General features: G+C 73.0%; 12 protein-coding genes. 6 read left to right on the forward strand and 6 right to left on the reverse strand.

The window, feature by feature from the left end:
* Positions 1-4: 4 nt before the first annotated feature.
* Positions 5-778: an AraC family transcriptional regulator gene (locus ACZ607_RS11720; protein ID WP_469734237.1), complete on the forward strand. Its 774-nt coding sequence runs from the start codon at positions 5-7 to the stop codon at positions 776-778.
* Positions 779-947: 169 nt separating this feature from the next.
* Positions 948-1868 (forward strand): AEC family transporter, encoded by a 921-nt coding sequence (locus ACZ607_RS11725; protein WP_469734239.1) that lies wholly within the window; start codon positions 948-950, stop codon positions 1866-1868.
* An 8-nt stretch (positions 1869-1876) separates the two neighbouring features.
* Here ACZ607_RS11725 and ACZ607_RS11730 read toward each other — a convergent pair whose 3' ends face one another.
* On the reverse strand, positions 1877-2287 hold the full coding sequence (locus ACZ607_RS11730; RefSeq protein ID WP_469734240.1) for a hypothetical protein: 411 nt from the start codon (positions 2285-2287) through the stop codon (positions 1877-1879).
* Between the two features lie 197 nt (positions 2288-2484).
* Here ACZ607_RS11730 and ACZ607_RS11735 point away from each other — a divergent pair, with 197 nt between their 5' ends.
* Positions 2485-3051, forward strand: a complete 567-nt coding sequence (locus ACZ607_RS11735; protein ID WP_469734241.1) for a GNAT family N-acetyltransferase — start codon at positions 2485-2487, stop codon at positions 3049-3051.
* Positions 3052-3076: 25 nt separating this feature from the next.
* Here the strand turns inward: ACZ607_RS11735 and ACZ607_RS11740 are convergent, their stop codons facing one another.
* The gene (locus ACZ607_RS11740) at positions 3077-4192 is read right to left on the reverse strand and encodes a polyprenyl synthetase family protein (protein ID WP_469734243.1); all 1116 of its coding nucleotides are present in this window, start codon (positions 4190-4192) and stop codon (positions 3077-3079) included.
* Complete coding sequence (locus tag ACZ607_RS11745; RefSeq protein WP_469734245.1) at positions 4189-5277, reverse strand: tetratricopeptide repeat protein; 1089 nt, start codon at positions 5275-5277, stop codon at positions 4189-4191. Before ACZ607_RS11745 ends, ACZ607_RS11740 begins: the two co-directional genes overlap by 4 nt.
* A 316-nt stretch (positions 5278-5593) precedes the next feature.
* Between ACZ607_RS11745 and ACZ607_RS11750 the strand changes: the two genes are divergently transcribed.
* A complete protein-coding gene (locus ACZ607_RS11750) occupies positions 5594-5812 on the forward strand; it encodes an MbtH family protein (protein ID WP_319655922.1) in 219 nt (72 codons plus the stop codon).
* Positions 5813-5893: 81 nt separating this feature from the next.
* Here ACZ607_RS11750 and ACZ607_RS11755 read toward each other — a convergent pair whose 3' ends face one another.
* From ACZ607_RS11755 to ACZ607_RS11765, 3 genes are all read right to left on the reverse strand, one after another.
* Positions 5894-6910, reverse strand: coding sequence for a bile acid:sodium symporter family protein (locus ACZ607_RS11755; RefSeq protein WP_469734247.1), 1017 nt, complete (start codon positions 6908-6910; stop codon positions 5894-5896).
* Complete coding sequence (locus ACZ607_RS11760) at positions 6885-8744, reverse strand: ABC-F family ATP-binding cassette domain-containing protein (protein ID WP_469734249.1); 1860 nt, start codon at positions 8742-8744, stop codon at positions 6885-6887. Before ACZ607_RS11760 ends, ACZ607_RS11755 begins: the two co-directional genes overlap by 26 nt.
* Before the next feature lie 250 nt (positions 8745-8994).
* Positions 8995-9663, reverse strand: coding sequence for a DUF4232 domain-containing protein (locus ACZ607_RS11765; protein ID WP_469734251.1), 669 nt, complete (start codon positions 9661-9663; stop codon positions 8995-8997).
* Positions 9664-9812: 149 nt separating this feature from the next.
* On the opposite strand from ACZ607_RS11765, the gene ACZ607_RS11770 reads away from it, so the two are divergent.
* Positions 9813-10931 carry a PP2C family protein-serine/threonine phosphatase gene (locus tag ACZ607_RS11770; RefSeq protein ID WP_469734253.1) on the forward strand — a complete coding sequence of 373 codons (1119 nt, stop codon included), beginning with the start codon at positions 9813-9815 and terminating at the stop codon, positions 10929-10931.
* 142 nt (positions 10932-11073) lie between these two features.
* Positions 11074-12738, forward strand: a complete 1665-nt coding sequence (locus ACZ607_RS11775; RefSeq protein WP_469734255.1) for an MFS transporter — start codon at positions 11074-11076, stop codon at positions 12736-12738.
* Positions 12739-12756: the final 18 nt, after the last annotated feature.

Raw genomic sequence — 12756 nt, forward strand, 5'->3', positions numbered from 1 at the left:
AGCGGTGAAGAACGTCCCGCCGGCCGATGTCGACCACGTCGACCGGGCCGTCCTGCCGATCGGCACCGACTACCCGCCCGGTCACGTACTGGACTGGCACACCCACCGGCGCGCCCAGTTCCTCTACGGAGCCACCGGCGTCATGGTGGTGGACACCGCCGACGGAACCTGGACCGTGCCGCCCGAGCGAGCCGTCCTCATTCCGCCCGCCACCAGCCACCGCGTCCGCATGCTGGGGGTGAGCACCCGGAGCCTGTACGTCGAACCGGCGGCCGTCCCCTGGTGGCCCGCCGTCTGCACGGTGGTCGACGTACCGCCGCTGCTGCGTGAACTGCTCCTCGCCGCAGTGGAGTTCGAGCCCGACTACAGCCTTTCCGGGCGGGCGGGGAGCATTGCCGGTCTCCTCCTGCACGAGATCTCCGAGCGTGCCCCGCTGCCGTTCCATGTGACGATCCCCGCCTCCGCCGAGCTCGCGAGTCTCTGCCGCGCGTACCTCGCCGCCCCGGACGCCGGCGTCACCAACGCCGACTGGGCCGAGGCGGCGCACCTGAGCGAACGGGCCTTCACCCGGCGTTTCCGTGCGGCGACCGGCGACAGTCCGGCCGTCTGGCGGGCCCGCGCCCGGCTCCTCGCGGCCGTGCCCCTCCTGCGTACCGCGTCGGTCAGCGCGGTCGGGGCCCGCCTCGGCTACGCCTCTCCCGCCGCGTTCACCGCCGCCTTCACCCGGGCCTTCGGCGCACCGCCGTCCCGTTTCACGGCCGCCGGTGTGCCGCGCTGAACGCCTGGTCCGGGGCGCGGGCCCTCATCCCACGGGCGGCGGAAAGACCGCTCGGCGGTGACCGTAGGCTACGTCGTGGCCCATGCCCGGCGTCGAGGGGCCGGGGCGTCGGCGCCGGGCGCCCGTCGGTCCGCAGCTCAGCCGCACACGATTCATCAGCAAGGACGTCATGCAGGGAGTTCTCACCGGGTTCGCGGTGATCGCCGTCGTCATAGGCATCGGCTACGTACTCGGGCGCCGCGGACACCTGGGGGACGACGGCCGGACGGTTCTGACCAGGCTCGCCTTCAACGTGGCGACCCCCGCACTGCTCTTCACCACCCTGGCCGGCGCGGACCTCTCGGTCATCTTCTCCCAGCGGCTCCTCGTCACGGCGGCCGCGACCGCCACCGCGGCGGCCCTCTTCGTCACCGTGGGGCTCGTACGGGGCTGGGGCGCCGGGCAGATCACCATCGGCGCCCTGTGCTCCAGCTACGTCAACGCCGGCAACCTCGGGATCCCGATCGCCTTCTACGTGCTGGGGGACGCCTCGCTCGTCGCCCCCGTCCTGCTCTTCCAGCAGATCGTGGTCACCCCGCTGGCCCTGACCGTCCTCGACCTGAGCCGGCCCGGCGAGCCCCGCTCCCTCATGCGGCGTCTCACCACACCGCTGCGCAATCCGATGGCCGTCGGTTCGCTGTCGGGCGTCGCCGTGGCCGCCACCGGATGGTCCGTACCCGCGCCCGCCCTCGAACCCCTCACCCTCATCGGCAACATGTCCGTCCCCGCGGTGCTGCTGGCCTTCGGGATCTCGCTGCGCGGCAGCGGCATGCCCGCCCGTGGGGAGAACCGGCCCGCCATCGTCCTGTCCGCCGCCCTCAAGACGACCGTCCAGCCCGTCATCGCCTGGGCCGTGGGTGCGGGCGTCTTCCATCTGCACGGCGCGGCTCTCCTCGACGTCGTGGTGATCTCGGCGCTGCCCGCCGCCCAGAACCTCTACACCTACGCCTCGCAGTACCGCGTCGCCGAACAGATCGCCCGTGAGTCCATCCTGCTGTCCACCGCCGCCTCGATCCCCGTACTGATCGCCGTCGCCGCCGTCCTGGGCTGAGACCGCGCTCAGACGTCGGGCCGCGCCTTCTTCCGCCGGGCGCGCTCCTCGGACTCCTGCATCTCCAGGATCCGGAAGACATGGGCGCTCGCCCGCTTGCGCGCACTCCCGCTCGTGAACAGCGCCGCACCCGCGACGGCGGGCGGAACGGCCAGGGCTCCGATTCCGAGCAGTTCGGGCCAGTCACGCTCGACGCTGCACGCCTTGCCCGCGCCCTCGCTGTACGGGGTGCGCTCGCTGTCGTGGAACACCGGTGCCTCGCAGGCGATTTCGTCGTGGTAGACGTCCACGCTGAACGGGATCAGGAGCAGATAGCCCAGCCAGAGGAACAGGGCCGCCGACACCGCCATGAGGGCGGCGCCCCAGCTCTGCTGCCGTCCGGCCCAGCGGTCGAATTCCTGACGAACCGGCCATTGCATGAGAGATCCCCCGTCGTTCGTGCAACCTGCGTGCCACGCCGGGGATCGTACCGACCCGGCCCGACCGCCGCCCGCGCGTTCCGGCGGCGGCCGCGCCACGGAATTGGCCGAGCGCCCGGCAGGCGGCAGGCTCTAGGGTGTCGGTCTTCATGTGCACGGCTGTCAGGGCCTGCATCCGACACCGAAGCGGGGGCGCCATGAGCGACATGTGGACCGGCGAGAAGATACGCCTGAGAGGTGTCGAGCCGGACGACTGGGAGGGCTTCCGCGACCTGGCCCGCCACACCCTCGACGTCCGTAACGCGGATCTGGTCGAACCTCCGCGCTCGGATGAGAGCTTCCGCGCCTGGACCGCGGAGCGGGCGGGACGTCCGCCGGGTGGTGACGCGTTCCGCCTGGTGATCGAGACCCTGTCCGACCGCGCCTTCGCGGGGGCGGTGACCGTCGGGGAGACCGACCGCCGCGCCGGACGGTTCAGGACGGGCATCGAGACAGGCCGCGAGCACCGCCGCAAGGGGTACGCGGCCGAGGCGACCGAACTCGTCCTCACCTACATGTTCGCCGAACAGCGCCACAACAAGTGCGAGGTGGAGGTCTACGCCTTCAACGACGCCTCCCTCGCTCTCCACAAGGGACTGGGATTCGTCGAGGAAGGACGGCTCCGCCAGCACGAGTTCTTCGCCGGCGGCCACCACGACGTCGTCCTGCTCGGCATCACCGCGGCCGAGTTCTGGGCCGGGCGCCCACGCCCCTCGGTGCGGTGATCCGCGCGTCACACCCCCGCCGCACTCACATTTTGCGGTGCAGCAGGAACCCGAGCAGTGCCTCGATCTCGCGGGCCGCGCGGGGGACCAGGGGCACGCTCCGCAGGCAGGCGCGGGCGGCGTCCAGGTGACGGCGGGCCTCGTCCAGGGTGGCGGCGCGGCCGCCGCACGCCTCGACGAGCGCCGCCGCCCGGACCGCGCCGTCCTCGTCGAGGGGGAGCGGGGAGTCCAGGAGGGCGGCGAGCTCCCCCGAGTGGGGACCGTCCCCGGCGAGAGCGGCGAGCACGGGGTAGGTCTTCTTCCGCTGCCGCAGATCGCTGTGCACCGGTTTGCCCGTCACCGCCGGGTCGCCCCAGATGCCGAGCAGGTCGTCGACGGCCTGGAAGGCCACCCCGAGGTGACGCCCGGCCCGGTCCAGCGCGGCGACGGTCCGGGCGGGCGCCCCGCCCAGCAGAGCGCCGAGCGCCGCCGAACAGCCCAGCAGGGTGCCGGTCTTGAGCTCGGCCATGGAGCGGTACGCGTCCGTCCCTACGGCGTCGGGGCCCGTCCAGGGCCGGGTCGCGAAGAGCAGGTCCTCCGCCTGGCCGCGTACGAGGTCGCTCAGCGTCCCGGACAGCCGGCCCACGGCCTCCGTCCCGCGCGGGCCCGGTGTCTCGGCGAGGGTCTGCACGGCCAGGGCGAAGAGCGCGTCGCCCGCGAGCACGGCCGGCCCGGTGCCGTACGCCTTCCACACGGTCTCGCGCTGCCGGCGCGTCCCGTCGCCGTCCATGATGTCGTCGTGCAGCAGCGAGAAGGTGTGGACCAGCTCGACCGCGACCGCCCCCGGTACGGCGCTCCTTCCGGGAGCCCCCACCGCCTCGGCGCACAGCACGGCGAGGGTCTGGCGCAACCCCTTGCCCTCGTAGGACCCGTCGGCGGGCGCGCCGCCGACCTCGCACCAGCCCAGCGAGAACGCGGCCATCTCGCCCGGCCAGGGGTGGAGGCGCTCTATCGCGGCGGACAGGGCGGGGCGCACCAGATCGCGGCAGCGGGCCAGCACGCGGGGGACGCCGGCCGACGCGTCCGGCCGCGGGGCGTCGGCGGCTTCCCGGGCGTCGGCCGTTTCCCGGGCGTCCGAGGTGACCGTCGTGGAGAAGGTCATCGCGTCGCCGCCTCCTCGACACGGTGGCCCACGTCGGGCAGCGGGCCCACCCCCAGCTCGGCCGCGGCCTTGTCCACCATGTCCCGGGCGTGCCGCAGCCCGATCCGGTCCAGGGTCCGGTGGAGCTCCGCCAGTTCGACGGCCGTCTCCGCCGGGTTCCGCCCCAGCCGGGCCAGCGACTTGGCGAGCCCCAGCCGGGACAGGGCCGTGCCGCGCGGCTCGTTCATCTCCTCGAACTCGGCGAGCGCCCGCGCATACGTGTCGCGGGCCTGCGCGTACTGCCCGGCCCGGTAGTGGACGTTGCCGCGCATCTTGTGGTTGTACGCCAGCGCGCTGGACAACTTCATCTCGCGGCAGGCCCCTTCGGCCTCGGTGAGCAGCGCCAGCGCCCGCTCCACATCGCCGTCGCGTACGGACACCACGTCCGCGATCCCGCGCAGCGCCCAGGCGCGGCCCCGCCGGTCGTCGGCGGCGCTCGCGGTCTCGGCCGCCTCCTCGAAGAGGGCGAGAGCCTTGTCGTACGAGCCGGTGTTCCGGTGCATCTGGGCTATGCCCTCCAGCGCCCACACCGTGTGCCGGGCCTCGCCGCGCCTGCGGGCCTCCGCGAGCAGCTGCTCGTGCAGTTCGCCGACCGCCTGGTAGTCGCCCTGGATGCGTCCCGTCTCCGCGAGCCCGGCGAGCGAGTAGCCCCGTACGACCACGTCACCGCCCCGCTCGCCCATCTCGGCCGCGAGCCCCAGCAGCCGGTACGCCAGTGCCAGCGAGCCCCGCTGGCGCGCGAGGGTGCCGCCGCTCCACAGCGCCCACGCCATCGCTCCCACGTCCCCCGCCGAACGCGCGGCACGGTAGCTCGACTTCCAGGCCGCGTCGGCCTCCGTCACCCGGCCCAGCCGCCGGTACGCCTCGGCGACCGCGAGCCCGCAGCGCGCCATCTCCCGGTGCTGTCCGTCACGTTCCGCCGCCCGCAGTTCCTCGATCCCCTTCGCGAGCACCTCGGTGAGGGAGGAGTTCACCGACAACGAGCCGAGCGCTCCCTGATATTCGGGAGCGAACGCCTTGTCCTTCGGCCGATCCTGCTGTGTCACCCGTGCCACCCGCTCACTGTCTCGTCCGTCCGTGGAACCGTCGTGACGGCGGTAGTCGGCCGCCGTCCCTGATCAAGACGGTATGGGCGGGCCGGGGTTCCACGAATCCCTCTCCGTGTTGGTCATGGGTCGTACCTGAGGGCCACGGGAACCGGGCCCCGGTCCTCCGTGCGAGGGACGGACGGCCACCGGCCCGGCCGGACCGTTCAGGAAGAACCGGGACGGGTCGGGGCACCTGGAGCGTCGCCCCGGAGCGGACTGGGTAAGGTGGCATCCATCAAGTGAAGGTAGCCTTACCTAACTTTAAGGAGTTCCGGTGACCAACCCCTTCGAGGACGAGAACGGCACCTACCTGGTGCTCGTCAACGACGAGGGACAGCACTCGCTGTGGCCTGCCTTCGCCGAGGTGCCCGGTGGCTGGACCGTGGCCCATCAGGAGGACACCCGCCAGGCCTGCCTCGACTACGTCGAGCAGAACTGGACCGACCTGCGGCCCACGAGCCTGGTGCGGAGCATGGCGGCCGGGTCTGCGTGAATCCCGCGGAACACGAGAGGCGTCCGTCCGGAAACCCGGACGGACGCCTCTCGTGTTGGGGCCGGCGGAAGCCGGAGCCGCTCAGGACTCCTCGGCGGTCGCGGCCCTCGGCGCCGCCCCGGCGGACACCGGCGCCTCGTCACGCCGTGACCGGTGGGACATCCAGGCGGCGACCAGGGCGCCCGAGATGTTGTGCCACACGGAGAACACCGCGGCCGGCAGCGCGGCCAGCGGGCTGAAGTGGGCGGTCGCCAGCGAGGCGGCGAGCCCGGAGTTCTGCATGCCGACCTCGAAGGCCATGGCGCGGCTCGCGGGCCGGCCGAGCCCCGAGATCTTGCCCGCGCCGTAGCCGAGCGCGAGGCCGAGACCGTTGTGCAGCACCACGGCGATCAGCACCGTCACCGCGGCCGACTTGATCGCACCGGCGCTGCCCGCCACCACGGCACAGACGATCGCCGCGATGGCCAGCGACGACAGCCAGGGCATGAGCCCCAGCACCCGGTCGACGAGCTTCCCCGCGACCAGCCGCACCACCAGGCCGCCCAGGACCGGGAGCAGCACCGTCTTGAGGATGTCCGTGATCATCGAACCGGCGTCCACCGGCAGGTACGCCCCCGCCAGGAGCAGCGTCAGCGGCGGCGTCACCAGAGGGGCGACCAGGGTGGAGACGGTGGCCACGGAGACCGACAGGGCCACGTCGCCGCGGGCCAGGAAGGTCACGACGTTCGACGCCGTGCCGCTCGGCGCGCAGCCCACCAGGATGAGCCCGGCGGCCAGTTGTGGCGGCAGCCCCAGCAGATGGGCGATGGCCCAGCCCAGCCCCGGCATGATCACGTAGTGCGCGACCAGCCCGATCGCCACGGCCCACGGACGCTTCGCCACGCCCCTGAAGTCGAGCGGGGTCATCGTCAGCCCCATGCAGAACATGACGATCCCCAGCAGGTACGGAACCGATTCCGTCCAGCCGTCGAACGTGCCGGGGGTGACGAGACCGGCTACGCCCGCCGCGAGCACGAGGACGGGGAACACCGTGACGGCGCGCCGCGCCGCCTTGTCGCCGGACGCCGGTTGATCAGGGGTTATCTGTTCGGTTTGCACAGGCGCGATGAGACTCCGCAGGCATGGGAGTCCGCAAGCTTGTCTCATCATGCGGACGCGATGTCCAGGATGCGTCTGTTCCGACGGCCTGTCCCGCGGCCTGTCCCGCGGCCTGTCCCGCGGCCTGTCCCGCGGCCTGTCCCGCGGCCTGTATCGCGGCCTGTTCCGTGCCCTGTCCCGCGGCCTCTCCCACCGCCTGCGCGTCGCCCTCCCGCCACGGCCGCAGCCGCAGTTCACGTCCCTGCCAGCGGCTGCGCAGCCAGCGGTCGTGCCCGGTCAGGACGATCGCTCCGGGACCCGCCCCCATGGCCGCCTCCAGTTCGTCGCAGAGCCTGGGGGAGAGGTGGTTCGTGGGCTCGTCGAGCAGCAGCAGCTCGGGCGGCCGCGCCACCAGGAGTGCCAGGGCGAGCCGACGGCGCTGACCGACCGAGAGCCGCCGCACCTCCTTGCCCAGGTCCGCCTCGCCCATCAGCCCCAGCGAGCTCAGCGGTACGGCCTCCGCACGCTCGGGGCCGAGCGCCTGGGCGTACAGGTCCCGGACGGTGCGCTCCGGACGGCGGAACACGGTGTCCTGGCCCAGCAGCCCCACGGAGAGCCCGCCCCTGTGCCGTACACGGCCCTCCGCGGTGAGACGCCCGGCGAGTACCGCGAGGAGCGTCGACTTGCCCGCGCCGTTCTCCCCCGTCACGAGCAGACGCTCGCTCGCCGACACGTCGAGGCGGTCGAGGGCGAGACGGCCCGGCACCCGTACGTCACGCACGGAGACGAGCAGCCCTTCCGCCGACGGCCCCGTGAGCGCGGTGCGCCGGAACCGCAGCGGCTGCGGAGGCTCGGCGACCCGGCTCCGCTCCAGCTCGTCCAGCCTGCGGGCGGCGTTCCGCGCCCGGCGCGAGATCTGGCTCTGCACCCGGTTGGCCCGGACGCCGTAGCCCATCTTCTCGCTGTCGCGGGGCCCCCGGTCGGGGGCGACGCGATGCGTGGTCGTGCCGATCGACCCGCGCAGTACGTCCACTTCCTCCTGCTCCTCGGCGTGGCGCCGCTCCCAGCGCTCGCGTTCGGCCCGCTTCTCGGCCTGGTAGGCCGTGTAGCCGCCGCCGTAGTGCACCGGGCCGTCCACGGCGGGGTCGAGGTCGATCACGTCCGTGCAGACGGCGTCGAGGAAGGTGCGGTCATGGCTGGCCACGACGACCGCGCCGGGCAGTCCGCACACCTGCTCCTCCAGGAACGCGGCGGCACTGTCGTCTAGGTGGTTGGTCGGCTCGTCCAGCAACAGGGCCGAAGGCCTCCGGACCAGCAGGCAGGCCAGAGCCAGGCGCCCGCGCTGCCCGCCGGAGAGGGAGCCGAGCGTGCGGTCCCGCCGGATCCCGCCGAGGCCCAGACCCTCCAGCACCATCGTGGCGCGCCGGCCGGCGTCCCAGGCCTCCTGCTCCTGCGCCCGCTCCAGCCGCCGGCCGTAGGCGTCGAGGAGGGCGGCGTAACCGGGGGAGCCCTCCTCGGCCCGGGCGAGCCGCGCGGAGAGGCGCTCGATCTCGGCGAGAGCGTCGCGGACCTCGCTCAGTGCCTCGTCGAGCACGCCGGCGACCGTCGCGGCGGCGGTGAACGGCATCTCCTGGTGCAGGAAGCCCAGATCGGCCGGGCGGGTGATGCTCCCCGCGTCCGGTTCGTCCGCCCCCGCGAGCAGGCGGAGCAGCGTCGACTTGCCGACGCCGTTCTCCCCGATCAGCCCGATGCGGTGGCCGGGAGGTGCCGTCAGGGAGAAGCCGTCGACCACCCGTCCGGAGCCGAAGGAGCGGACGATGTCGTGGGCGAGCAGGACTGCGGGAGCGTCGGGCATGGGAGACGACCTCGAGTGACATGCGGGCGGACAGGCTTCCGCCCGGGCGGGCAGGGGGAGAGGGGAACGACACAGGGCCTCGCGGCAGCGGCGCTGTCGCGCACCTGCCCACGGGCGAGCACATCCGGGTGTGTCACCCGGAGATGTCGTCGTCTCCCACCATGTCCGGTCTCCTCACCGAGAGAGCGATGTCCTCGGCGACCCTAGCAGCCGGCCGTCCGCCGGTGCTGAAGTGCCGTCACTCCCGCCGCTACTTGCCCGAGCCGACCGGGGTCACCGTGATGCGGGAGGTGGAGCCGGACCCCGCGGGGACGTTCACCGAGAGGGACATGCTGTGGGAGTGGGTCTCGTTCGGTGGTGTGACGAGCGCCGAGGTGAACGTGACACCGGAGCCGCCGCTGGAGTTCGGCGGGAAGTAGAGGGAGAAGTTGGTGGTCTCGCCGGGCGCCAGCGTGACCACCGGCGCCGACCGGCCGCTGTTACGGGCGGCACTCACGGTGCCGTCCTTGCCCTTGAGGTCCAGGCCGGGGAACCCGTGCATGGAGCAGGACGCCGATCCGGTGTTCTTGAGGTTGATCAGGAACTCGCCCTCGGCCATGCCCCCGGAACTGCTGAAGGAGAGGTCCGCAGTCCGGCAGGCGCCGCCGCCCGAGGAGCCGCCCGAGGAGCCGGACGGACTGGCGGAGGCGGTCGCGGATGCCGACGCCTGGCCGTCCCCGTCGCCGGAACCGTCCGCTCCGCTGTCCGTGCCGTCCGTGGCGCCCCCGTCGCTCGGGCTCGCCGAGCCCGCCGACGTCTCCGACGGCGTGGACGTGGCCCCCGCCGCCCCGGCGTCCCTGCTGCCGCCGCCGTCGTCGCAGGCGGCGAGGGAGAGCGCGGCCACCACCGCGACCGCGACAGATGTCTTCCGAAGGCGCATGAGTTCCCCTGCCGTCAGGCACCGGCTGCTCCGTACGAGCGGGTGCATGTGTCCTACATATGTGCTCATGCCCGTCAGAGGCCCCGGCATGTACGGCGGAAGGCACCGCAGGGGATGCGGAGCTCCGTGCTTGCGGGCAGCGTGGGGGAGTGCCGCAGCTCCTGAGAACCCAGTGGATCCCCGTAGGCCTCATCGTGCTGGCCGTGGTGGTCGACGTGGTCACGCCGCACGACGTGACGTCCGCGCCGCTCCTCATGGCGGCGCCCGTCGCGGCCGCACCGCTCTGCGGTGTCCGCGGGATCATCGGCGTCGGCATCACGGCGATGGTCGTCCACGCGTTCCTCGCACGGGTCGACGGGACCTTCGGCTGGCGGTCGGGCGTGGCCAACCAGATCACCCTCGCGGCCGTCACCGCGCTCGCCGTGCTGATCCACCGGGCCCTGCGCCGGCAGGACGCCCGCGCGCGGCGCGCCCTGCAGGTCGCGGCCGTCGCCCAGCGGGCCGTACTCCCGAGTCCTCCCTCACGGCTCGGGGACCTGCACATCGACGCGCGGTACGTGCCCGCCGAGAGCGAGGCCCTGATCGGCGGAGACCTGTACGTCGTGCAGAACACCCCGTACGGAATCAGGGTCATGGTCGGCGACGTACGGGGGAAGGGCCTCGGGGCGGTCAGTGCCGTCAGCGCCGACCTGGGCGCCTTCCGTTACGCGGCGGACGAGGCCGAGGACCTCCCGCAGCTGGTGGCGCGCCTGGAGCGGGCCCTGCTGCGCGAGGGCGGCCGGCGCGGGGGCCAGCAGCAGGAGGAAGGCTTCACCACGGCGCTCATCGCTGAGTTCTCCCCGGACCTGGAGACCGTGCGCGTGGTCAACCGAGGCCATCCGCCCCCGCTGATCCTGGACGCCGAGGGCCGGGCGACCCTGCTCGAGGCATCCGAGGAGGCGCCCCCGCTGGGCATGAGCGATCTGGGCGTCTGGTCCTCCCCGGTCGACAGCTTCCCCTTCCCGGCCGGCTCCACCCTGCTCTGCTACACCGACGGCGTCACCGAGTCGCGCGACGCCGCGGGCCTCTTCTACGACCCCGTCGCCCGTCTGCCGCTCGTGCTCGGCAGGCGGGCGCTCTCCCATGGGCGCGTCACGCCGGGGCAGATCCTGGACGCGCTGATCCTCGACGTACGGCGCCACCTCGGCGGCCGGCCCCAGGACGACCAGGCCATGCTGGCCCTGCACCGGGCGCGCCCCGCCCCCGCTCCCGGCCACGCCCCGGCCTGAGTGCCCGGTGTGCCGCGCGTGGAGGACACCGGGTCCGCTCCCGCGGACGCGCTGAAGCACCACGGCCCGGCCATCAGCCATCCGCCGTACACCGGACCTGACCTGGAGTGCGCGTGTCAGCCCTCCGGTTCACACTCGGACCATGCGCACCGACCCTCCTCCGGCCCCCGGCCCGGGCCCGGCCGGCCCCCCTGCCGGAGGGGGCGCCCACCAGAAGCTGGCCCTTGCGGCGATGCTCTTCGCGGTGTCGATGACGTTCATCGACCAGACGATCGTGGCCGTCGCCGCACCGAGCATCATCGACGAACTCAGCCTGTCGTCCTCCGGGATGCAGTGGGTCGTCAACGCCTACCTGCTCGCGCTCGCCGCCTTCTTCGCGCTGGGCGGGAGGCTGGCCGACATCTTCGGCCACCGCCGGGTGATGATCATCGGCACGCTCCTGTTCGTCATCTCCTCCGTGCTGTGCGGGTGCGTCCCCCGCGGTGACTTCGCGCAGAGCTGGCTGATCATTTTCCGCGCCACCCAGGGGCTCGGCGCGGCGCTGATGTTCCCCGCCGCGCTCGCCGTGGTCATCGCCGTCTTCCCCGTGGACAGGCGCGGGCGCGCGCTGGCCCTGTTCTTCGGTCTGTCCGGCGCGCTCACCGCGGTCGGACCGCTGCTCGGCGGCTGGCTGACGGCCTGGACTTGGCGCGCGATCTTCTGGGTCAACGTGCCGATCGCCGTCATCGCGCTGGTCCTGGCCGTCATGGCCCGCATCCCCGAGAGCCGCCGGCGCGAGAAGCTCGACGTGCCCGGTGCCGTCCTGGTCGCCGTGGGCATGGGGCTGAGCGTGCTCGGGTTCCAGCAGGCCTCGGCATGGGGCTGGAGCAGCGTCGCCACCTGGGCGTGCATCGTGGGCGGGCTGGCCGTCCTGGCGCTGTTCTGCCGTTACGAACTCGGAGTGGCGGAACCACTGATCAAGCTGCGTGTCTTCCGCGACCGGGCCTTCACCGTGGACACGCTCGTCCTCTTCTTCGCGATGCTGGCCTTCGTCCCGGTGTTCTTCTTCGCGTCCGTCTACGCGCAGGTGTCGCTGAGCGCCTCGCCGAACCAGGCGGCCCTGTACCTGCTGTACTTCTTCATCGGCTTCGGGATCGCCTCCCAGTGGGGCGGCCGCATCCTGGACCGGCGCGGAGCCCGTCCGGCGATGAAGATCGGGACGGCGCTCGGCGCCGTCGGGTTCGCCCTGTGGGCGAACAAGCTGACGGACCTGTCGATGCACGACCAGTGGCCGTACGCCGCTCTCGCCGGCGCGGGCATCGGCTTCCTCCTCGCCCCCGCCTCCACCGACGCGGTCAACCGGTCGATCGGCGCCTCGTACGGCGAGGTCACCGGCATCACCCAGACCGTACGCAACTACGCGGCGGCCGTCGGCATCGCCGTCTTCGGGACGGTCCTCACCCACGTCACCACCGACCGGGTCGTGGAGACCCTCACCGCCAAGGGGGTGCCGGCGGGCGCGGCGAACGACGCCGCCAGATCCGTCGCGGAGGCCGTCACCGGCAACCCGGACGCGCAGGAGCCGACCGGCTCGGGCCCGGTCGCCACCCTGATGCGGGACTCGATGGACGCGGTCCGGATGGACTTCGCCGAGGCCAACCAGTGGGTGTTCTACGGGATGGCCATCGCCCTCGGCATCGCCTACCTGTGCGCGGTCCGGCACCCGGGGACACGGGTCACCGGGGACTCGTCCACGGAGCCCGCCCCCCGGCCGGAGCAGGGCGGCGGACAGCAGGCCGACGGCCGGAGCCGGAGAGCCGACGGCTGAACGCGCGTCCTCCGTACG

This window comes from Streptomyces sp. NPDC104381 (assembly GCF_055583745.1).